This is a genomic window from Cellulomonas chitinilytica, from assembly GCF_016862675.1.
In the GTDB taxonomy this organism is placed as follows: domain Bacteria; phylum Actinomycetota; class Actinomycetes; order Actinomycetales; family Cellulomonadaceae; genus Cellulomonas; species Cellulomonas chitinilytica.
The window spans coordinates 65,803-85,916 of record NZ_BONK01000019.1; the positions used below are offsets into that span (position 1 = coordinate 65,803).

Genomic DNA, 20,114 nt, shown 5'->3' on the forward strand with positions numbered 1-20,114 from the left:
GACGCCGGTCTCGCTGGCCGAGCCGGGCTCGGCCGGGCCCAGTGGGTCAGCGGGCGGTGGCCTGCTTCCAGTAGCCGCAGAACGTCACGTGGGACTTCGGGACGCCGCGCTCGCCGACGAGCAGCCGGCGGGCGCCCGTCGCGAGCCGCGACTCGCCGACGGCGAACGCGTACGGGACGCCGTCGGGCCAGGGCAGCTCGCGCAGGTGGGCGAGGGCCCGGTCGCCGACCCGGTCCGCCGCGCCGCGCGGCAGCCAGTGCACGGACATCCCGGCGGGGGCGTCGACGTCCTGCGCGTCGGCCAGGTCGGGGAGCTCGACGATCGCGTGCCCGACGGCGTCCCGCGGCAGGTCCCGCAGGATCCCGGCGACGGCGGGCAGCCCGCTCTCGTCGGCCACGAGCAGCGTCCAGTCGGCCGGCACGGGCGCCCACCCGCACCCCTGGTCGATGAACGCCACCTCCGTGCCCGGCTGCACCGCCTGCGCCCACGGGCCGGCGACCCCGGTGGTCCCGTGGCAGACGAAGTCGATGTCGAGCTCGGGGACGTCGGGCCGGAACGCCCGCACCGTGTAGCTGCGGATCACCGGGCGGGTCGACTTCGGCAGCGTGAGGTAGCGCAGGTAGGCGCGGGTGTCGAAGCGGTCCGGCAGGTTGTCGAAACGGGCGTGGTCGTCGACGGGGACGGCGAGACGGAACCACTGGTCGAACCCGCGGTGCTCGAACCGGCGCAGGTCGTCGCCCGTGAGGGTCACCCGGACCATGTGCGGGCTGACCTGCTCCGTGCGCGCGACGGTCGCGTGCACGAGGCCGGTCGGGGCGTGGGTCACGGTGATGGTGGGCACGTGGTCTCCTGGGTGTCCGGGCTGGTGGTGGGTCGGTCGAGGAAGGCCAGCTGGGCGTCCTTGTGCGGCAGGCGGACGACGGGTCCGACGACGAACCCGAGCCGGCGCATCCGGGCCAGCACCCGGTCGTTGCGGACGTCGGGCTCGACGACGATCCGCCGGGCCCCCGGCTGCGCGAACAGGAACTCGACGAGCGCGCCGAGGAGCCGGGTCGCGAACCCGGCCCGCCCGGCACGACCGACGAGCAGGTGGACGCCGACGTCGCCCGGCAGTACGTCGTACGTGTCGCCGACCGGGTCGTGCGCCGGCTCGTACGTCTGCAGCAGCGCGGCCGGCTCGTCGTCGCAGGTCACGACGAACGCGTGGTGCGTCGGGAGCGAGTCGACGTAGGCGTACAGGTCGCGCAGCTCGTCGCGGGGCAGGTCGCCGAGCCCCCAGAACCGGGTGCCCGGTCCGGTGACCCAGCCGTGCACGGTGTCGAGGTCGGCGTCGGGGTCGAGCACGCGGACCCGCACGTTGCCGAGGCCGTCGACGACGCGCGCGTGCACGACCTCGCCGCGGGACCCGGCGGCGAGCCGCAGCGCTGCGGTCACGAGGTGCCCCCGACCGGCCACGGCTCGGGGTCGAGCAGCTCCCAGTCGGTCACGACCGGCACCGTCCGGGCCGCCGCCCAGTCGCCGAGCTGGTCGGTGAAGTGCGGGTCCCGCGGGTCGCTCGCGGCGCCGAACGGCACGCCCCACCGGCTGTTCCGGCGGTCGTCGAGGTCCCACACCCACCGCGCGACCGACCCGCGGTAGACGCTGCCTCCGAACCCGGGCAGGCCGGTCGTGGACCGCACGCAGTCGCCGTCCCCGGCGAGCGGGACGGCAGCCACTGTCGGGGCGACGACGCCGGGGATCCCGTCGAGCACGTGCACGGGCCGCACCCGGTGCACGTCTCCCCACGCCTGCGGCTCGACGGTCGCGACGTCCTCCCACGCGTCCCGCAGCACGGCGGCGGGGTCGAGCGCGGGCTCGTCGAGCAGCCGCGGCAGCGCGTCCGCGACGCGTCCCGCGACGGCGAACCAGGGGTCGAACAGGGCCCCGTCGCCGTGCGGCTCGTGCAGCGGCGCGAGGACGGGGTGCGCCACGAGCCGGTCGATCACGGCCGACCGCCACCGCACGAACAGGGCCGCGTCCGGGCTGGCGGCGTCCATCCGGCGGTCCCAGGCGAGCAGCCGCGCGCGGGCGGCGTCGGCGGCCGGCGTGAGCCCGTCGAGGGTGGCCGCCCGAGCGAGCAGCGGCTCGGCGGTGGGCAGGAGCGTGTCCCCGTGGACGGCCGCCAGGTCGTCCACCGTGAGCGAGCCACGCCCCCGCAGCAGGTCGGCGATCCGGTGCGCGCGCGACGACGACGGGTACCCGCTGCCGAGGTCGGGCGCGCGGCCGGCGGGCCGCTCGTTGGCGTCGACCGCCACGCCGGTCACCGCGACCGGCTCCGGCAGCACGAGCCACGGCGCGGGCCGGGCGGCGGGCGACCACGCGTCGAGCGGGAACCGGCGGTCGGACGGGGGCCGTACGGGTGCGCGCCCGGCGGTGAGGCTGAGCACGGTGCCGTCGGTGTCGGCGGTGAGCACGCGGTTCACCGGGTCGACCCAGCCCGCGAACGCCGCCGCGACGTCGTGCGCGGTCCGGGCTCGCAGCAGCGCCGGCAGGCACGCGACCCCGAGGTCGAGGTCGACCCGGGCCGGCATCCGCACGCTGTAGGCGGCGCCGGCGCCCCGGTCGACGACGACGGGCCCGCGCCGCGTCTCGAGGATCTCGACCGGCTCGTCGTCCGCGCCCCGCACCCCGATCCGCTCGGTCGACACGGTGGTCGGCTCCCACCCGTCGGGCCCGAGCGCCCGCACCCGGTCGCCGTCGCGGTGCAGCCGCTCGCGGAACAGGTCGACGTGGTGCGCCATCGCGTTCGTGATGCCCCACGCGACGGTCCCGGTGTGGCCGAAGTGGGCGACGCCCGGCACGCCGGGGAACGCGAGCCCGACGACGTCGTACTCCGGGCACGCGAGCCTGACCTGCTGGTACGGGCCGGGCAGCTCGAGGATCCGGTGCGGGTCGCCCGCGAGGAGCGGGCGGCCGGACGCCGTGCGGGAGCCGTGCAGGGCCCACGCGTTGCTGCCCGCGACGGGCTCGTGCGCGGTGCCGTCCTGCGCGTCCCGGCCTGGCGGGGTCCCGTCGGGCACGACGACCGCCGCGAGCTCGGGCCCGAGCGTCCGCAGCACGTGGTCGTGCCACAGCAGCCGCGGGAACGTCGAGAACAGCGCGTGCGCGACGAGCAGCACGCCGAGCGGTGCCCACACGGGCCACGGCTCAGGCTCGACGACGTCCCCGAACCGGGCGTCGAGCGCGGCGACCTCGGGCGGTCGCCCGCCGGCGAGGAGGCCGTCACGGACGCCGTCGACGTACGCGGCGACCCAGTCCTGGACGTCGGCGGGGAGACGGTCGAACGCGCGCTGCGCGGTGTCGGCGAGCCGCGCCCTGCGGGCGAACCGGTCCCACTCGACGCCCGCGGCGCCCAGGTGCTCGGCGAGCCGCCCCTCGGCCCGCCACCGGTCGACCTCGATCTGCCAGCCGCGGTCGAGCGCGGTGACCCGACCCTGGCCGCGGGCGAGCGCCAGGTGGTCGCCCGCCCGCACGTGCGGGACGCCCCAGGCGTCGCGGAACAGATCGGCCGTCATGGGCGGCCGATCGGGTTGGCGAGCGTGCCCGCGTAGATGAGCGAGCCCGACTGGTCGGTGAGGTCGACCATCTGGAGCGTGTTGCGCAGCTGCAGCCGGTTGAGGCAGGAGTGCGCGAACCGGCGTCCCCGCAGGTCCACCCCGGTGCGCAGGCTCGGGTGGTCGGCGGCGTGCCGGTCGACGCACGCGGCGACGAGCGCCCAGAACCGGTCCTGCGGCAGGACCCCGTCGGTGTGCAGGATCGCGGCGAGGTGCCGCAGGAACCCGTCGAGCACGTCGGTCTGGATCGCGAGCGCCTTCTCGGTGTCGTCGACGGGCTGCACGATGCGCCGCACGGCCTCGGGCAGGTCACGCTCCGCCAGCACGGCGACCTCCTCGCCGATGTCCTTCATGAACACCCCGACGGGCACATGGTCCTCCAGCACGAGGATCAGGTTCTCGCCGTGCGGCATGAACGCGAGGTCGTGCACCAGCAGGCAGTGCACGAGCGGCCGCAGGTAGGCGTGCAGGTAGCGGCGCACCCACTCGTCGGGGGCCAGCCCGGACGCCCGGACGGCCTCGGTCACGTAGGCCACGCCGGCGGCGTCCCGGTGCAGCAGGGCCGCCATCGTGGCGAGCCCGTGACCGGGCCCGACGAGCGGCACCGGGCTCTCACGCCACAGCGCGGCGAGCATCTTGCGGTGCGCGTTCGGCCGGTCGGTGCGGTGGTAGGCGTCGCCGGTGTACCCGATCGACGCCCGTTCCCGCAGCACCCGGAACCCGCACGCGACGAGCGTCGGGTCGTTCCCGACGAGGTCCGCGACCCAGTCGTTGATCGCCGGGGTGTGCCGCATGTACGCCGGTGACAGTCCCCGCAGGAAGCCCATGTTCTGGATGGCGAGCGCGACCTTCACGTAGTGGCGGTCGGGCCGCGACACGTTGAGCAGCGTCCGGATCGACTGCTGCGCGCGGTACTCGTCGGGCCCCTCGCCGAGCAGGACGAGGTCGCGGCGCGCGACGTCCGGCGCGAACGTGACGGCGACCCGGTGCTCCCACTGCCAGGGGTGCACCGGCAGGAACCGGTACTCGTCGGGGTCGAGGCCCTGCGCCCGGACGCGGTCGCGGAGGTCGTCGAGGAGGTCCCCGAGCTCGGCCCGGTACAGCCCGTCCTCGTCGAGCCCGTCGCCCAGGGCCAGGTGGCTCGACGCCCGGCGGACGGCCAGCCACAGCAGCCGGACCGGTGCCCCGGACTCGGGCGCGAACGCGGCGTGCTCGCCGACCCCGAAGCCGATCCGCCCGTTGTTCGCGACGAACCCGGGGTGCCCCTCCGTCATGGACCGCTCGACCGTCGCGAGGTCCGCGTCGAGCAGCTCCGCCGCCGACGGGCCGCCGTGGTGGGCCTTGAACGCGGCGCTCGCGAGCGTCGAGGACAGCTCCTCGAGGTACACGGGCAGCAGGTCGTCGGGGATCCGGAGCAGCGGCTGCAGCTCGAGGACCAGCGCGAGCACGTCGAGCGGCGCGTCCTCACCGTCGACCGTGCGGGTCACGGACGCCTTCTCGACGGCCCAGTGCTCGAGCGCGAGCCGCCGGGCGCGGAACCGGTACTCGACGCGCCCGTCGTCGGTCGTGACGCGGTACGTCGACGGCTCCTCGGGGTGGTCGGCCGCGTCGGGGTCGTCAGGCGCCGGTGCGAGCAGCCGCTCGTGGGAGAGCTCGGACAGCGCCTTCGTCACGAGGTGCCGCTGCGCGACGGCCATCGCCGCCGGGGTGAGGTGCGCGGCGGGGTCGACGGGCCGGGCCGGGGCGCCGGCGAGCGTCGGACGGGTCAGCGTCTCGGTCATCGGGCCACCGCCGTCGTCAGGGGGTCGGACGCCCGGGCCGACGCTGCGCCGCCGGGCTGGAGGTCGGCGAACCCGCCGTCGGGGGCGCCCAGCGGGCTCGCGGCGAAGTCGTCGCGCGTGCACACCGCGAGCGTCGCCCGCTTCCCCGGCAGGTCCACCTCGCGCAGCACCCGGAACCCGGCCAGCGCGTTCTTCACGGCGATCCGCGTGTTGCGCACGTCCGGCTCGACGACCACGCGGGACGCCCCGAGGGTGTCGAAGCAGTGCCGCATCGTCGCGGCCATGACCGCGGACGTCAGCCCGTGCACGGGCGTCCCGAGAGGCGGCGCGACGAGCAGGTGCATGCCGAGGTCCCCGGGCGCGGCGTCGTGCACGCCCGCGAGCAGCACGCACGCGGGGTCGTACGTCTCGACGAGGAACGTCGGCCCGCCGTCCACCAGTCCGAGCCAGCCGTCCTGGTGCGGGTGGGCGACGACCCCGGCCAGGTAGTCGCGCGTGCCCGTGAGGTCGAGCCCGTCCATGGCCCAGAAGGCGGACGCCGGGTGCCGGAACCACGCGTGCACCACCGCGGCGTCACGCGCCGGGTCGACGGGCCGCAGCGTCAGCACGCTCACGCCTCCCCCACCCCGACGAGCCGGGACGCCGCGGGTACCCCGAACTCCTGGAACGCGATGCGCTCCTCCCGCGGGTACACCTCCCGCCCGGTCACGGACGCGAGGATCGACGAGCTGCGCCACGGACCGAACCCCAGGTCGGGGGCGGTGACGCCGTGCGTGTGCTCCTCGGCGTTCTGCACGAACAGCCGCCCCCGTCCGCCGTCGATCGAGTAGTCCCGGGCGACGGCGAACCGGCCGTCGTCGTCCCAGTCGATGCGGTGCCGCACGCCCATCACGAAGTCGGGGACCTGTGCCGCGTACCCGGTCGCGACGACGAGGGCGTCGGTCCGGCGGGAGAACTCCTCGCCGAGCTGCTCGTGCCGCAGGCGCAGCTCGAATCCGTCGCCGTCGGGCCGCGCGGCGACCAGGGACGTGTCGGTGAGCAGCGTCGTGGCGACCGGGCCGTCGACGCTGAGCCGGTAGAGGGTGTCGAAGATGTCGTCGACGAGCGCGCTGCTGATGCCCTTCGAGAGGGACCGCTGCTCGCGAGCGAGCCGCTGCCGCACGGCCGCGGGCAGGCCGTGGAAGTGGTCGGTGTACTCCGGGGACGTCATCTCGAGCGTGAGCTTCGTGTACTCCATCGGGAAGAACCGCGGCGAGCGGGTCACCCAGTCGAGGCGCCGGTCCCGGTCCCCCAGGTCGCCGAGCAGGTCCCGGTAGATCTCGGCGGCGGACTGCCCGCTGCCCACGACCGTCACGGACCGGGCCGCCCGCAGCCGGTCGCGGTGCGTCAGGTACTCGCTGCTGTGCACCACCCCGGGCACGTCCCGCACCGCGGCCGGCAGCACCGGCCGGGTGCCGACGCCGAGCACCACGTGCCGCGCCCGGTACGTCTCGACCTCCCCGCCCGCACGGACCGCGGTCACGACGTAGTCGTCCCCGTCCTCGTCGAGCGAGACGACCCGACGCCCCCATCGCAGCGACCCGAGCCGGTCGGCGACCCACCGGCAGTAGGCGTCGTACTCGGCCCGCAGCGGGTAGAACGACTCCCGGATGTAGAACGGGTACAGCCGCCCGGTGGCCTTGAGGAACGCCAGGAACGAGTACCGCGAAGTCGGGTCGGCCATCGTCACGAGGTCGGCGAGGAACGGGACCTGGATCGTCGAGCCCTCGATCATCATGCCGGGGTGCCAGCGGAACTCGTCGGCCGCGTCGAGGAACACGGCGTCGAGGTCGAGCGGGTCGGCGAGCGCGGCGAGCCCGAGGTTGAACGGGCCGATCCCGATGCCGACGAGGTCGTGCGTGGTCATCGGGCCACCGCCCCGGCCACGGCGGCCACCGCGGCCACCTCGTCCGCCTCGGCGCCGCGGTCCGCGAGGTCGTCGCCCTCGACGAGCGCGGCGGCCGCGTCACGGACGAGCCCGAGCACCCGCGCCACGTCGTCGACGGTCGACCCGGGGTTGAGCAGCGTGAGCTTGAGGCACGGCCGCCCGTCGACCACCGTCTTCGCGACGACCGCCCGGCCCGACTCCAGCAGCACCCGCCGGACGAGCGGCACGACCCGGTCGGCGTGCTCGTCGCTCAGGCCGACCGGCTGGTAGCGGAACAGGACGGTGCTGAGCTGGGTGCCGCCGACGAGCACGAGGTCGTCGTCGTCCCGGACGAGCTCCTCGGCACGGGCGGCCAGGTCGAGGACGTCGTCGAACAGCTCGCCGACGCGGTCGGCTCCGAGCGCCCGCAGCGTGGTCCACAGCTTGAGCGCGTCGAACCGGCGGGTGGTCTGCAGCGACTTGTCGACCTGGTTCGGCTCGTCGCTGTCCTCGGGGTTGAGGTAGTCGGCGTGCCAGGCGACGGGCTGCAGGTCCTGCGGCTCCCGCACGACGAGCGCGCTCGACGAGACCGGCTGGAAGAAGCTCTTGTGGAAGTCGACCGTCACCGAGCGGGCGCGCTCGATGCCGTCGAGCAGGTGCCGCCGCGTGGGCGAGACGAGGAGCCCGCAGCCGTACGCGGCGTCGACGTGCAGCCAGACGCCGGCGGCGTCGCACGCGTCGGCGATCGCGGCGAGCGGGTCGAGGCAGCCGCGGTCGGTGGTGCCCGCGGTCGCGACGACGACCATTGGCACCCGGCCGACGGCCGCGACGGCACCGAGCGCCCCGGCGAGCGCGTCGGCCCGCATCCGGCCGAGCGCGTCGGTGGGCACCGGGACGACGGCGTCGGCTGCGAGCCCGAGCAGCAGCGCGGACTTCTGCACGGAGAAGTGGCTGGACGCGGTGGTGAGCACGACGAGCCGGCGCATCGCGCCGTCCCGGTCGGTGGTGCCGGCGAGCGCGGCCTCCCGGGCGAGGAGCAGCGCCTGCAGGTTGGACTGCGTGCCGCCCGACGTGAAGATCCCGTCGCCGTGGGGGAACCCGATCCGTCGTGCGGTCCAGGCGACGAGCGCCCGCTCCATGAGCGTGCCGACGGTCGACTGGTCGTAGGTGTCGACCGACGGGTTCACCGCGGCGAGGACGGCCTCGGCGGCGACGGCCGGGACGGCGACGGGGCAGTTCAGGTGCGCGGCGTAGTCGGGGTGGTGGAACCAGACGGCGTGCTCGACGAACAGCTCGTCGACCTCGCGCAGCGCGTCGTCGGTGCCAAGGGGGCGGCCGTCGAGGTCGACGTCGTCGACCAGCGCCTGGAGCTGCTCGCGGCTCGCGCCGGAGAACACCCTGTCGGTGTCGCGGAACCGGGCGGCGAGCACGTCGACGGTGCGGTGCAGCACGTCGGCGTAGTGCTCGGACGACCGGGATGACAGCAGCTCGTGCACGACGACGTTCCCCCTGATTAGGTGAGCCTTACTTAGCGTTGCCTAACCTACAGACATCGCCCACGCCGTCAATACCGCGTCCACACCGGAACCCGGCCAGCGGGTAACGTACGTCTCTGACGTACGTACGAACGGAGGCGCCATGCGGTCGATCACCGGTACCGAGTACAACCACACGCCGGGGCTGGCCCGCCGCATCGCCGACGCCGACGGCGAGGTGCTGATCACGGCCGGCGGCCGCCCGACCCACGTGCTGGTCACCTACGAGGAGTGGAACCGGCTGCACAGCTCCCGGACCAGCACGAGCCTGCGCCACGCACTCCGGATGGACGACCCCGAGCTCGACGACGTCGAGTTCGTCAGAGATCCGTCTCTCCCGCGCGTCCCGGACCTGGCCGAATGAGGGCCCTGCTCGACACGAATGTCGTCTCCGAGCTGCGCAAGTCACGCCCGGACCCGGCCGTCGACGCCTGGGCGCGCACGACGGACCTCTCAGACCTCTACCTGTCGGCGGTGACGGTCGGCGAGATCCAGACCGGCATCCACCTGCTCGGCCGGCGTGACGCCGCGCAGGCCGCCCGGCTCGGGGCATGGCTCCGGCGGACGGTCCGCCAGTTCTCCGACCGGGTCCTGCCGGTCGACACCTCGGTCGCGCTGGCCGCGGCCGAGCTGCACGTGCCCGACCGTCGACCTGCCAACGACGCGTACCTCGCCGCGACGGCACTGGTCCACGACCTGGTGGTCGTCACCCGCAACACCCGGGACTTCGCGGGGCTCGGCCTGGAAGTGCTCAACCCCTGGGAGGGCTGAGGGAGGATGCTGCGGTGCCGTCACCCGCTCCCGCCTCCCCCGTGGCCCCCGCCCCCGAGGCGTTGCGCGCGCCGGTCCTGGCCTGGTTCGACGAGCACGCCCGCGACCTCCCGTGGCGGGCGTCTGACCGCACGCCGTGGGGTGTCCTGGTGAGCGAGGTGATGCTGCAGCAGACGCCGGTCGTGCGCGTGGAGCCCGCCTGGCGGTCGTGGATGCGCGCCTGGCCGACGCCCGCCGACCTGGCCGCCGCCTCGACGGCCGACGTGCTGCGCGCATGGGACCGGCTCGGCTACCCCCGCCGGGCGCTGCGGCTGCAGGAGTGCGCCCGCGCGATCGTCGACCGGCACGGCGGCGCCGTCCCGGAGACCACCGCCGAGCTGCTGGCCCTGCCGGGCGTCGGCGCCTACACCGCGGCCGCCGTGCAGGCGTTCGCGTTCGGCCGCCGGTCCGTCGTGCTCGACACCAACGTCCGCCGCGTCCTGGCCCGCACGGTCTCCGGCGCAGCCCTGCCTGCACCGTCCCAGACCGCCGCCGAGACGCTGCTCGCCGACGCCTACGTGCCCGACGACGACACCACGGCCGCCCGCTGGGCCGCCGCCTCCATGGAGCTCGGGGCCCTCGTCTGCACCGCCCGATCCCCGCGCTGCGACGCCTGCCCGGTCGCCCCGCTGTGCCGGTGGCGGGCCCTCGGCAAGCCGTCCGACGAGCACGCCGGCCGCCGCCGCACCCAGGCCTGGGCCGGCACCGACCGGCAGGTCCGCGGCCGGATCATGGCCCTGCTGCGCGAGGCACCCGGTCCGGTGCCGGCCGAGGCGGTCGACGCCGTCTGGCCCGACACCCGCCAGCGTGAGCGCTGTCTCGACGGCCTCGTGTCGGACGGCCTCGTTACCCGCACCGACGCCGACCCGCCGACGTACCGCCTCCCGCACTGACCGCCGGGGCAGGATGCGGGGATGCGCCTGTTCACCGTCCCGTCCCGCACGATCGAGGCCTTCGGCTCGTCGGGTGTGGTGATGGACTTCCTCCCACCCCTGACCGACGCCGCGACCACGTCGGTGAACGTCGCGCGCGTCGCCGCGGGAGGGACCCTCGGGCGGCACCCGGCGGTGCGCCGGCAGGTGTTCGCCGTCGTCGTCGGGACCGGTGAGGTGCAGGTCGACGACGAGCCGCGCCGCCGGGTCGAGGCAGGCACCCTCGTCGTCTGGGAACCGGGCGAGACCCACCAGACCTGGGCGCTCACCGACCTCACGGCCGCGGTGGTCGAGACGTCCGGCGCCCTCGACCTGAGCACCCACTTCCGGGAGCTCCCGGACGAGGCGCGGGGCTAGGCCAGCGAGACGAGCATCCGGGTGTTGCCCAGGGTGTTCGGCTTGACGCGGGCGAGGTCGAGGAACTCCGCCACGCCGTCGTCGTGCGAGCGCAGCAGCTCGGCGTAGACGTCCGGCGTCACGGGTGTCCCCTCGATGACCTCGAACCCGTGCGACGTGAAGAACGCGACCTCGAACGTCAGGCAGAACACCCGGCGCAGACCGAGCTCCCGCCCGCGCTCCAGGAGGGCGGCGAGCAGCAGGTGCCCGACCCGCCGGCCCCGGTACGCGGGGTCGACGGCGAGCGTGCGGATCTCCGCGAGGTCGTCCCACATGACGTGCAGGGCACCGCACCCGACGACCGTGCCGTCCTCCGCGACCGCGACGAGGAACTCCTGCACGGCCTCGTAGTACCCGACCCACTCCTTGGCGAGCAGGATGCGCTGGTCGGCGTACGGCTGCACGAGGCCCCGGATCGCCCGGACGTCAGCCGGTACGGCGGGCCGAACCTGGATGGTCATGCGCCCAATGTAATAGCCATTCAGGCCGGGACGGGCACCGTCTCGTCCTCGTCACCCCCACCGACCGTGGCCGCGACCGGCGCGACGTCGGTGAGAGCCCAGGCCTCCTCGGCCACCGTCCGCGGCCAGACCAGAGCCGCGAGCAGGTACGCGAGCAGCGACGCGAGCGCCGCGTACATCGTCGGCCAGCCGTCGAAAGTCGCGTCGATCCACGAGTTCTCGATGTAGAGAACGTCGTTCGGGACGCCGTACATCGTCGGCGTCAGGACGAACAGCCCGAGCCGCACCGTGAGCCCCACGGCCATGGCCGCGACGGCCGCCCGCGTCCCGCCCCGCTTCCAGAACAGGCCGAGCAGGAACGGCACGACGAGGCCGGCGAGCATGAGGTCGAACGCGAGGGTCAGCAGGATGCCGGTCTGGGCGACCTCGAGCGCGATGAAGACGCCGAGCGCCACGATCGGCAGCATCGCGACCCGGGTCCAGCGCAGCAGCGGGTCCTTCACGCCGGGCTCGTCGACGATGCGCCGCACCCCGAAGATGTTGCGGACCGCGACGGCCGACGTCGCGAGGATCGCGCCCGACGCCGTCGAGAAGGACGCCGCGACGATGCCCGACAGCACGAGGATCGTCAGACCGGTCGGCGCGTAGTCGTCGAGCAGCGTGAAGAGCACGGGACCGTCCTCCGGGCTGAGGCCGAGCGTCGTCGCGGCGGTGAGGGCGATGAGCGCGTACGCGACGCCGACGAACGCGGTGCCGGCCGACGCGCTGAAGCACGCCCGGCGGGCGATCTGCGGGTTCCGGGCGGCGAAGATCCGCTGCATGAAGTCGATCGCGACGATGTCGCCGATGCCGAGCGCGATCAGCGTCGCCCAGTTGATCGGTGCGCCCGCGCTCGTCGACGTGAGCTGCTCGAAGTCGAACGGCCCGGTGCCGGGCGCGATGTGGAACCCGATGGTCGTGCCGACCCACCACAGCATCCCGACGGTGGCGACACCGGTGATGGTGATCTGGATGGCGGCCGTGTACGCGTCGGAGAACATGCCGCCGCCGACGGTGTACGCCAGCACGAGCACGACCGAGATGACGACGCCGACCCAGTAGTCGATCCCGAGGAACCGCTCCAGCAGGAACCCGCACGCCACGAGGTTGCCGGCCATGAGGATCGCGAACGCGAAGATCATCAGCACCGACGCCGCGACCTCCACGCCCCGCCCGTACCGCACCCGGTAGAAGTCGCCGAGCGTGAACAGCCCCATCCGGTTCATCGGCTTCGCCAGGAACAGCCCGGTGAGCAGCAGGCAGATCGCCAGCCCGATCGCGAGCGACGCCCCGGCCCAGAACCCGAACGACGCACTCAGGTCGGTGTTCCCGACGGTCGCGTTGGAGTCGACGGCCGCAGCCATGAGCGACGCCGCGACGAGCGGCACGCCGAGCCTTCGCCCGGCGACGAGATAGTTGGCGCTGTCGCCGTCGACCTTCCTCGCGACGACGATGCCGACGAGCACGACGGCGAGGACGGAGAGCCCGACTCCGGCGATGATCATGGTCGCTCCGGGGTGCTGGGCCGCGCGGGTGGGGGCTCCGCTGCGGCAGGTCAGGGTGCGCTGTCGGAGTTTCTGTCGTCCGACAGGTTCATTGACCACCCGACCTGTGTCAGGCCCGATGCACCCGTGCAACGCCTGTGTTAAATCACCGCCCGCTGAGTCCGCGCACACGCCCGCACACGCGAGGGCGCGCGTGCGCAGGCGCGTTCGGTGCTGCGTTCCTGCCTCCCAGCAGCAGGAACGCAGCACCCCGTGGTCAGTCGACCGTCGACGACCGCGACGGATCCACGTCCTTCCACCGCGCCGGCATCGGGACGGCTGCCCACCGCGGCTCGGGCAGCCAGACGTCCCAGTCGGCGTCGAAGGGCCACCGGGACTCCTGCGCCCTGCTCGTCAGCGTCTCGCCGACCTCACGGACGTGAGCCGCCTGGGCGGGGGTCACCGCGCCGTGCTCCACCATCCAGGCGAGCTCGTCCTCGTCCTTGAGCACGACCCGCCACGGACCGCCGAGCGGGTCGCCGAGGCCGACGACGTCGAGCGCCCAGTCCTGGGTGTCGAAACCGATCGGCGACCGCCGCCACGGCGACTCGAGGTTGCCGTACCAGACGTCGGTCCAGCGCGTGCCGTCGTGCCACCGCCACACCGACCACGGGTCCCCTCGGCGATGGACCCGCACGACCGTCTCGCCCTCCCAGGCACGCTCGTCGTGCGACCCGTCCCACGCCGCGGGCAGGACGGTCCGCCCGTTCGGGCCGTCGCCCCGTCCCGCCTCGTCCGCACGGCCGAGCCGGGCCGGGTGCACACCACGACGACGTCGTCGCTGTCGACCACCACGGTGCCGGCCACGGCGAAGCCCACGGCCACCCCGTGCGGGTCGCCGTGGTCACGGACGCTCCGGATCACGACCGGCGAGCCGCGGTCGAACGGGGGCGGCTCGGAGGAGGACGGCGGGACCTCGACGTCGAACATCCGCCCAGGCTACGGACGGTGCCGGGCACGCGGGCCGGTTTCCGACGTCAGACGAGCGCGACGGCCGCCTTCTGGGCGGCCTCGATCCGCTGCTCGTCGCACCCGAGGAGCCGCAGCACCCCGTCGGCGACCGCGTCCGCGACCGCGACGGGGTCGAGCGACGCGGTGTCCCGACGCCGCAGGATCACCGACTCGACGAGCCCCAGCACCAGCGGGCCGCGCTCCGTCCCCTCGGGGGCGACCGCTGCGGCGAGCTCGTCGTACCGCGCCCGCAGCCGGTCCCGCTGGGCGTGGAACTCGGCGAACTGGTCGCCGGCCACCTCGGGCAGCACGTACAACACCCCGAGGTTGAGCGGGCCGTCGGTGAGCAGCCGGACGTCGGCGTGGGCCAACGCCCAGAGGCGGGCCTCGGCCGGGTCGGACCCGGCGGCGAGCGCGTCGGCGAGCTCGACGGACGGCTGGACGGTGCCGAGCAGCAGCTCGAGCAGGATCGCGTCCTTGCCGGCGAAGTGGTGGTAGATCGACGCCTGCCGGACACCGGCGCGCTCGGCGACGGACCGGGTGCTGGTGGACGTGAAGCCCACCGTGCAGAACAGCGCGGCGGCGGCGTCGAGCACGTCCTGGCGCGTGTCGCGCTCACCGTGCGGGTCGCCGCTCGCACGGGGTCGACCGGGTCTGCGAGCCATGGCCCGCCGAACGTATCACCGCCTGCTCAGGGCGCCGTAACGAGAGGTTTACACACCGGTCACCGGACCGGAACGGCCCGTCGGGACGCTGTTTCTGTCAGACGACAGAAATGCACCGCAGACCAGGAGCGGACATGACGACGACGACCGGCAGCAGCACCGGCACGAGCACCGGCACGGCGACCACCGCCGGCGCCAAGGCCCACGCCCGCGCCCAGGAGGCCGCCCACCGGGGCCGGGTCACCACGATGCCGACGGTGCCCGCGAGCGCCTGGCTCGACCCCCCGCAGGGCGTCGCGCCGAAGGACCTCGTGCACGCCGAGGTCGTCGCGGGCGGCGGGTACACGCACCTCGTCGTCGCCCGCGGCACGCACGTGCGCCTGACGGACGTCGCCGGGGACGCGTGCGCGCACGTGCTGGCCTACCGCGCGGACCGCCCGTGGGAGCGGCTCAACGTCGCGGACACCGTGAAGGTGCAGTGGCAGGTGTACCTGACGACCGGGCACCTGCTGCTGTCGGACGCAGGGCGGGTGCTGGCGTCGGTCGTCGGGGACACGTCCGGCCGGCAGGACGCGCTCTACGGGACGACGACGAGGGCCCGCAACGAGCAGCGCTACGGCGACGGTTCGCCGCAGGGCGCCTCGCCCGCGGGTCGGGAGCTGTTCGCGCTGGCTGCCGCGAAGCACGGGCTGTCCCGCCGGGACCTGCCGCCGAGCATCTCGTTCTTCCAGGGCGTCCGGATCGACGCCGAGGGGCGCCCGCACTTCGAGGGTTCGGCCGGCCCGCGCCGGGAGCTGACGATCCGCGCCGAGGCCCCGCTCATCCTGCTCGTCGCGAACACGGCGCACCCGCTCGACCCTCGCCCGGAGTTCACGAGCACCCCGCTGGAGGTGCTCGCGTGGAAGGGCCGCGCGGCCGACGAGTCCGACCCGCTGTGGACCGCCACGCCCGAGGGCCGCCGCGCCTTCGCCAACACCGTCGCCGACCTGACCGCCCGGGGGATCGCATGACCACCGACCTGACCGCCGCCGAGCGGGCGTCCGGCGAGCCGGGCGTCGTGCTCGTCGACGACGTCGTGCCCGCCCGCGCCCCGTGGTCCGCGGTGGTCGCCGCCGGGGACACCCTGACGATCGTCGACCTCGGCGGCAACCAGGCCGTCGACTTCCTCGTCTACGACGCGCACGACACCTCGCTGCGGTACAGCGCCCCCGACACCATCCAGGCGCAGGACTCGATCTTCCTGACGACGGGCTCGGTGCTGCGCGACTGCGAGCACGGCCCGCTCATGACGGTCACGGCCGACACGTGCGGCCGGCACGACACCCTCGGCGGCGCGTGCTCGAAGGAGTCGAACACCCTGCGCTACGGCCACCACACCGCCGCGCAGCACGCCTGTGCGGAGAACTTCCTCGCGGAGGGCGGGCGGCACGGCCTGGGCAAGCGGGACCTCGTGTCGAACATCAACTGGTACATGAACGTGCCCGTGGACCCGGACGGCGCGCTGGGCATCGTCGACGGCATCTCCGCCCCCGGCCTGTCGGTCAGCCTCCGGGCCGAGCGCGACGTGCTCGTCGTGGTCTCGAACTGCCCGCAGGTCAACAACCCGTGCAACGGCTTCGACCCGACGCCGGTCCGCATGGTCGTCACGCGCACGGGAGAGACCTCATGACGTTCGACACCCTGCTCGTCGCGAACCGCGGCGAGATCGCCGTCCGGATCCTGCGCACCGCCCGCGACCTGGGCCTGCGCACGGTCGCGGTGTACTCGGACGCCGACGCGGGCGCCCCGCACGTGCACCTCGCGGACACCGCCGTCCGCCTCGGCCCGGCCCCGGCCGCCCAGTCGTACCTGCGCCACGACGCGATCGTCGAGGCCGCCCTGGCCACCGGCGCGGGCGCGGTCCACCCCGGCTACGGCTTCCTGTCGGAGAACGCGGCGTTCGCCCGCGCGGCCGAGGCGGCGGGTGTCGCGTTCGTCGGCCCGACGCCCGAGCAGCTCGAGCTGTTCGGCTCCAAGCACACCGCGCGTGACGCGGCCCGGGCGGTCGGGATGCCGATGCTCACCGGCACCGGCCTGCTCGACACGCTCGACGAGGCGCAGGCCGAGGCGGCGCGCATCGGCTTCCCGGTGATGCTCAAGGCGACGGCGGGCGGCGGCGGCATCGGCATGCGCGCGTGCCACTCGCCCGACGAGCTCGCCGCCGCGTGGGAGGCCGTCCGGCGCACGGCGGGTGCGGCGTTCGGGTCCGCCGGCGTGTACCTGGAACGGCTGATCACGGCGGCACGGCACGTCGAGGTGCAGGTGTTCGGCGACGGGCTCGGCCGGGTCGTCACGCTCGGCGACCGGGACTGCTCGTTGCAGCGGCGGCACCAGAAGGTCGTCGAGGAGGCCCCGGCACCGGCGCTGCCCGACGAGGTCCGCGAGCGCATCGCGTCCGCGGCCCGGGACCTGGCCGCGTCGGTGTCCTACCGGTCGGCGGGCACGGTCGAGTACGTGTACGACGCGGAGCGCCGGGAGGCCGCGTTCCTCGAGGTCAACACGCGCCTGCAGGTGGAGCACCCGGTCACGGAGGCCGTGTTCGGGGTGGACCTCGTCGCGTGGATGATCCGACTGGCGCAGGGCGACACGGCCGTGGTCGACACGCCGCTGCACCCGAGCGGCGCCGCCGTCGAGGCCCGCGTCTACGCGGAGAACCCGGACCGCGACCACCTCCCGTCGGCGGGCACGATCACGGCGTTCGAGACGGCCCCGACCGCCCGCGTCGACACGTGGATCGCGCCGGGAATCGAGGTGTCGACCCACTACGACCCGCTGCTGGCGAAGGTGGTCACGGCCGGGTCGAACCGGGACGAGGCGTGGCGTGCGCTCGACGACGCCCTCGCGCAGACCCGCGTCGACGGCATCGCCACGAACCTCGGCCTGCTCCGCACGATCGTGCACGCCCCCGAGGTCGCCGAGGCGCTGCACCACACGGGCACCCTCGCGCACCTGCACGACGAGTCGCCGCGGCTGGAGGTCGTCCGGCCCGGGATGCTCACCGCCGTCCAGGACTGGCCCGGCCGGACCGGTCTGTGGCACGTCGGCATCCCGCCGTCGGGCCCGATGGACGACCTGTCGTTCCGGCTCGGCAACCGCGCGCTCGGCAACCCCGAGGGCGCTCCCGGCCTGGAGTGCACGATGGCCGGGCCGGAGCTCAGGTTCGTCACGGGGGCGACCGTCATGGTGACCGGTGCGCCGACCCCCGTCACGCTCGACGGCGAGCCGGTGCCGCAGTGGGAGCCCGTCGACGTCCCCGCGGGGGGCGTGCTCGCGATCGGCACCCCGACCGCCGGGATGCGCACGTACCTGCTGGTCCGCGGCGGTCTCGACGTGCCGCGCGTGCTCGGGTCGGCGGCGACGTTCGACCTCGGGAGGATCGGCGGCGCCACGGGTGTGCCGCTGCGCACGGGCGACCTGATCGGCCTCGGCGGCACTGCGTCGGGCGGCACGTCGCCCGCCCCCGGCCCGGTCCCGGCGGCAGACCGCCCGACGATCACGGGCACCTGGGCCGTCGGCGCCCTCGAGGGCCCGCACGCGGCGCCCGAGTTCTTCACGCCCGACGACGTCGCCGAGTTCTACGCCGCCACCTGGTCGGTGCACTTCAACTCGGCCCGCACCGGCGTCCGGCTCGTCGGCCCCAAGCCGACGTGGGCCCGCTCCGACGGCGGGGAGGCCGGTCTGCACCCGTCGAACATCCACGACACCCCGTACGCGGTGGGCGCGGTCGACTACACCGGCGACCTGCCGATCCTGCTGGGCCCCGACGGCCCGTCGCTGGGCGGCTTCACCTGCCCGGCGACGGTCGCGCTCGGGCAGCTGTGGAAGCTCGGCCAGCTCCGCCCGGGCGACGAGGTCCGCTTCGTGCCCGTCGACGAGCCGCAGGCGGACCTGCTGCGCCGACGCCCCACGGCCGTCCCGGTGCCGAGCCGCAAGGCCCACGACGACGGCGGCATCCTCGCCCGTCGGGAGAGCGACACGCTCGTCACGTACCGCCGCAACGGCGACGACAACCTGCTCGTCGAGTACGGCGAGATGCGCCTCGACCTGGCCTCCCGGATGCGCGTGCACGCCCTCGCCGAGGCGGTGCAGCAGCGCGTCGACCACGACGGGCTGCGCGGCGTCGTCGACCTCACGCCCGGCATCCGGTCGCTCCAGCTCCACACCGACCCCGACACGCTGCCCCTGCGCCGCGCGCTGGACCTCGTCCAGGAGATCGAGCAGACCCTCCCGTCGACCACGGACCTCGTCGTCCCGTCCCGCACGGTCCACCTGCCGCTGTCCTGGGACGACCCGGCCACCCGCGAGGCGATCGAGCGGTACATGGCGGGCGTGCGCGACGACGCCCCGTGGTGCCCGTGGAACATCGAGTTCATCCGCCGCATCAACGGCCTGGGCTCCGTCGACGACGTGTACCGGACGGTGTTCGACGCGTCCTACCTGGTCATGGGCCTGGGCGACGTCTACCTGGGCGCCCCCGTCGCGACCCCGCTGGACCCCCGGCACCGCCTCGTCACCACGAAGTACAACCCGGCCCGCACGTGGACCCCGCAGAACGCGGTCGGCATCGGCGGCGCGTACCTGTGCATCTACGGCATGGAGGGCCCGGGCGGGTACCAGTTCGTCGGCCGCACCATCCAGGTGTGGGACACGCACGCCCGGCACCGGCCGTTCGAGCCGGGCACCCCGTGGCTGCTGCGGTTCTTCGACGTGATCCGCTGGCACCCCGTCGGCGCCGACGAGCTGCTCGACATGCGCGCCGACATGGCCGCCGGCCGGCTCGACGTCCGCATCGACGACGGCACCTTCTCGCTCGCCGAGCACGAGCGGTTCCTCGCCGCGAACGCGTCGTCGATCGCCGACTTCCAGCGGACCCAGTCGGCCGCGTTCGGCGCCGAGCGGTCCGCGTGGGAGGCCGCCGGCGAGTTCGACCGCCGCGACCCCGAGCCCGTCCTGGCGGCCGCGGGCACCGACGTCCCCGACGGCTGCGAGGGCGTCGAGGCCCCGTTCGTCGCGACGGTGTTCCGCATCGACGTCCGCCCCGGCGACCTCGTCGCACCCGGCCAGCAGCTCCTCGCCCTGGAGGCCATGAAGATGGAGGCGCCCGTCACGGCGACGGTCGGCGGCACGGTCGTCGACATCGTCGTGACCCCCGGCGACCAGGTCGGCCCGGGCCAGGTCCTCGTGATCGTCCAGCCGGAGGCCGTCGCCACGGCGGCCTGACCAACCTCCCGCCCCGCGCTCCCCTCTCCCCTTCCGACCCAGCCGAGAACGTGAGTTCGGGGTGAGAACGTCACTTCGAAGTCACGTTCTCACCCCGAACTCACGTTCTCCCCGCAGAGGCGCGGGGTGGGGCGGCGCGGGGCGGGGCGGCGCGGGTGAGCGCGGGGCGGGGCGGTGCGGGTGAGCGCGGGTGGGGGCGGCCCGGGTGAGCGCGGGTGGGGGCGGCGCCGCGCGGCGCCGGG

18 protein-coding genes are annotated in these 20,114 nt (G+C 74.6%); 7 read left to right on the plus strand and 11 right to left on the minus strand.

All coding sequences use genetic code 11. The annotated features are described in order from the left end of the window. Positions 1 to 46: 46 nt before the first annotated feature. Genes Cch01nite_RS21010 through Cch01nite_RS21040 form a run of 7 tightly spaced genes read right to left on the minus strand, consistent with a single transcriptional unit; the run spans position 47 to position 8,776 of the window. Complete coding sequence (locus Cch01nite_RS21010) at positions 47 to 841, minus strand: siderophore-interacting protein (protein WP_203758460.1); 795 nt, start codon at positions 839 to 841, stop codon at positions 47 to 49. Next, entirely contained in the window at positions 823 to 1,434 is a 612-nt protein-coding gene (locus Cch01nite_RS21015) for a GNAT family N-acetyltransferase (protein WP_239071172.1), read from the minus strand. Before Cch01nite_RS21015 ends, Cch01nite_RS21010 begins: the two co-directional genes overlap by 19 nt. Further along, the gene (locus Cch01nite_RS21020; protein ID WP_203758461.1) at positions 1,431 to 3,554 is read right to left on the minus strand and encodes a penicillin acylase family protein; all 2,124 of its coding nucleotides are present in this window, start codon (positions 3,552 to 3,554) and stop codon (positions 1,431 to 1,433) included. The genes Cch01nite_RS21015 and Cch01nite_RS21020 overlap by 4 nt, the downstream gene beginning before the upstream one ends. Beyond that, a complete protein-coding gene (locus Cch01nite_RS21025) occupies positions 3,551 to 5,374 on the minus strand; it encodes an IucA/IucC family protein (protein WP_203758462.1) in 1,824 nt (607 codons plus the stop codon). Before Cch01nite_RS21025 ends, Cch01nite_RS21020 begins: the two co-directional genes overlap by 4 nt. Then, on the minus strand, positions 5,371 to 5,988 hold the full coding sequence (locus Cch01nite_RS21030) for a GNAT family N-acetyltransferase (RefSeq protein ID WP_203758463.1): 618 nt from the start codon (positions 5,986 to 5,988) through the stop codon (positions 5,371 to 5,373). Before Cch01nite_RS21030 ends, Cch01nite_RS21025 begins: the two co-directional genes overlap by 4 nt. Next, on the minus strand, positions 5,985 to 7,280 hold the full coding sequence (locus Cch01nite_RS21035; RefSeq protein ID WP_203758464.1) for a lysine N(6)-hydroxylase/L-ornithine N(5)-oxygenase family protein: 1,296 nt from the start codon (positions 7,278 to 7,280) through the stop codon (positions 5,985 to 5,987). Before Cch01nite_RS21035 ends, Cch01nite_RS21030 begins: the two co-directional genes overlap by 4 nt. Further along, complete coding sequence (locus Cch01nite_RS21040; protein ID WP_203758465.1) at positions 7,277 to 8,776, minus strand: pyridoxal phosphate-dependent decarboxylase family protein; 1,500 nt, start codon at positions 8,774 to 8,776, stop codon at positions 7,277 to 7,279. The genes Cch01nite_RS21035 and Cch01nite_RS21040 overlap by 4 nt, the downstream gene beginning before the upstream one ends. A gap of 142 nt (positions 8,777 to 8,918) precedes the next feature. Between Cch01nite_RS21040 and Cch01nite_RS21045 the strand changes: the two genes are divergently transcribed. Genes Cch01nite_RS21045 through Cch01nite_RS21060 form a run of 4 tightly spaced genes read left to right on the plus strand, consistent with a single transcriptional unit; the run spans position 8,919 to position 10,914 of the window. Beyond that, a complete protein-coding gene (locus Cch01nite_RS21045) occupies positions 8,919 to 9,179 on the plus strand; it encodes a type II toxin-antitoxin system Phd/YefM family antitoxin (protein WP_203758466.1) in 261 nt (86 codons plus the stop codon). Then, positions 9,176 to 9,586, plus strand: coding sequence for a type II toxin-antitoxin system VapC family toxin (locus Cch01nite_RS21050; protein ID WP_203758467.1), 411 nt, complete (start codon positions 9,176 to 9,178; stop codon positions 9,584 to 9,586). The genes Cch01nite_RS21045 and Cch01nite_RS21050 overlap by 4 nt, the downstream gene beginning before the upstream one ends. Before the next feature lie 14 nt (positions 9,587 to 9,600). Further along, positions 9,601 to 10,518, plus strand: a complete 918-nt coding sequence (locus tag Cch01nite_RS21055) for an iron-sulfur binding domain-containing protein (RefSeq protein WP_203758468.1) — start codon at positions 9,601 to 9,603, stop codon at positions 10,516 to 10,518. A 21-nt stretch (positions 10,519 to 10,539) separates the two neighbouring features. Further along, a complete protein-coding gene (locus tag Cch01nite_RS21060) occupies positions 10,540 to 10,914 on the plus strand; it encodes a cupin domain-containing protein (protein ID WP_203758469.1) in 375 nt (124 codons plus the stop codon). Here the strand turns inward: Cch01nite_RS21060 and Cch01nite_RS21065 are convergent. The 4 genes from Cch01nite_RS21065 to Cch01nite_RS21080 form a co-directional block, all read right to left on the minus strand. Next, the gene (locus Cch01nite_RS21065; RefSeq protein WP_203758470.1) at positions 10,911 to 11,414 is read right to left on the minus strand and encodes an amino-acid N-acetyltransferase; all 504 of its coding nucleotides are present in this window, start codon (positions 11,412 to 11,414) and stop codon (positions 10,911 to 10,913) included. The two genes, Cch01nite_RS21060 and Cch01nite_RS21065, sit on opposite strands and share 4 nt — an antisense overlap. A gap of 20 nt (positions 11,415 to 11,434) precedes the next feature. After that, on the minus strand, positions 11,435 to 12,958 hold the full coding sequence (locus tag Cch01nite_RS21070; protein ID WP_203758471.1) for a high affinity choline transporter 1: 1,524 nt from the start codon (positions 12,956 to 12,958) through the stop codon (positions 11,435 to 11,437). 256 nt (positions 12,959 to 13,214) lie between these two features. Continuing rightward, on the minus strand, positions 13,215 to 13,760 hold the full coding sequence (locus Cch01nite_RS21075) for a ribonuclease FAU-1 family protein (protein ID WP_203758472.1): 546 nt from the start codon (positions 13,758 to 13,760) through the stop codon (positions 13,215 to 13,217). Between the two features lie 214 nt (positions 13,761 to 13,974). Then, positions 13,975 to 14,613 carry a TetR/AcrR family transcriptional regulator gene (locus tag Cch01nite_RS21080; RefSeq protein ID WP_203758473.1) on the minus strand — a complete coding sequence of 213 codons (639 nt, stop codon included), beginning with the start codon at positions 14,611 to 14,613 and terminating at the stop codon, positions 13,975 to 13,977. 134 nt (positions 14,614 to 14,747) lie between these two features. On the opposite strand from Cch01nite_RS21080, the gene Cch01nite_RS21085 reads away from it, so the two are divergent. From Cch01nite_RS21085 to uca, 3 genes are read left to right on the plus strand one after another with little or no spacing between them, the layout of a single operon-like run. Continuing rightward, a complete protein-coding gene (locus tag Cch01nite_RS21085; protein WP_203758474.1) occupies positions 14,748 to 15,623 on the plus strand; it encodes an urea amidolyase associated protein UAAP1 in 876 nt (291 codons plus the stop codon). Then, positions 15,620 to 16,282, plus strand: coding sequence for an urea amidolyase associated protein UAAP2 (locus Cch01nite_RS21090; RefSeq protein ID WP_203758475.1), 663 nt, complete (start codon positions 15,620 to 15,622; stop codon positions 16,280 to 16,282). The genes Cch01nite_RS21085 and Cch01nite_RS21090 overlap by 4 nt, the downstream gene beginning before the upstream one ends. Continuing rightward, complete coding sequence (uca, locus tag Cch01nite_RS21095) at positions 16,279 to 19,872, plus strand: urea carboxylase (RefSeq protein ID WP_203758476.1); 3,594 nt, start codon at positions 16,279 to 16,281, stop codon at positions 19,870 to 19,872. The genes Cch01nite_RS21090 and uca overlap by 4 nt, the downstream gene beginning before the upstream one ends. Positions 19,873 to 20,114: the final 242 nt, after the last annotated feature.

Coding starts and splice junctions, on each gene's coding strand:
- Cch01nite_RS21020 (WP_203758461.1), bottom strand. CDS start 3,554: ATGACGGCCGATCTGTTCCGCGACGCCTGGGGCGTCCCGCACGTGCGG.
- Cch01nite_RS21025 (WP_203758462.1), bottom strand. CDS start 5,374: ATGACCGAGACGCTGACCCGTCCGACGCTCGCCGGCGCCCCGGCCCGG.
- Cch01nite_RS21035 (WP_203758464.1), bottom strand. CDS start 7,280: ATGACCACGCACGACCTCGTCGGCATCGGGATCGGCCCGTTCAACCTC.
- Cch01nite_RS21045 (WP_203758466.1), top strand. CDS start 8,919: ATGCGGTCGATCACCGGTACCGAGTACAACCACACGCCGGGGCTGGCC.
- Cch01nite_RS21050 (WP_203758467.1), top strand. CDS start 9,176: ATGAGGGCCCTGCTCGACACGAATGTCGTCTCCGAGCTGCGCAAGTCA.
- Cch01nite_RS21060 (WP_203758469.1), top strand. CDS start 10,540: ATGCGCCTGTTCACCGTCCCGTCCCGCACGATCGAGGCCTTCGGCTCG.
- Cch01nite_RS21065 (WP_203758470.1), bottom strand. CDS start 11,414: ATGACCATCCAGGTTCGGCCCGCCGTACCGGCTGACGTCCGGGCGATC.
- Cch01nite_RS21070 (WP_203758471.1), bottom strand. CDS start 12,958: ATGATCATCGCCGGAGTCGGGCTCTCCGTCCTCGCCGTCGTGCTCGTC.
- Cch01nite_RS21080 (WP_203758473.1), bottom strand. CDS start 14,613: ATGGCTCGCAGACCCGGTCGACCCCGTGCGAGCGGCGACCCGCACGGT.
- Cch01nite_RS21085 (WP_203758474.1), top strand. CDS start 14,748: ATGACGACGACGACCGGCAGCAGCACCGGCACGAGCACCGGCACGGCG.
- Cch01nite_RS21090 (WP_203758475.1), top strand. CDS start 15,620: ATGACCACCGACCTGACCGCCGCCGAGCGGGCGTCCGGCGAGCCGGGC.
- uca (WP_203758476.1), top strand. CDS start 16,279: ATGACGTTCGACACCCTGCTCGTCGCGAACCGCGGCGAGATCGCCGTC.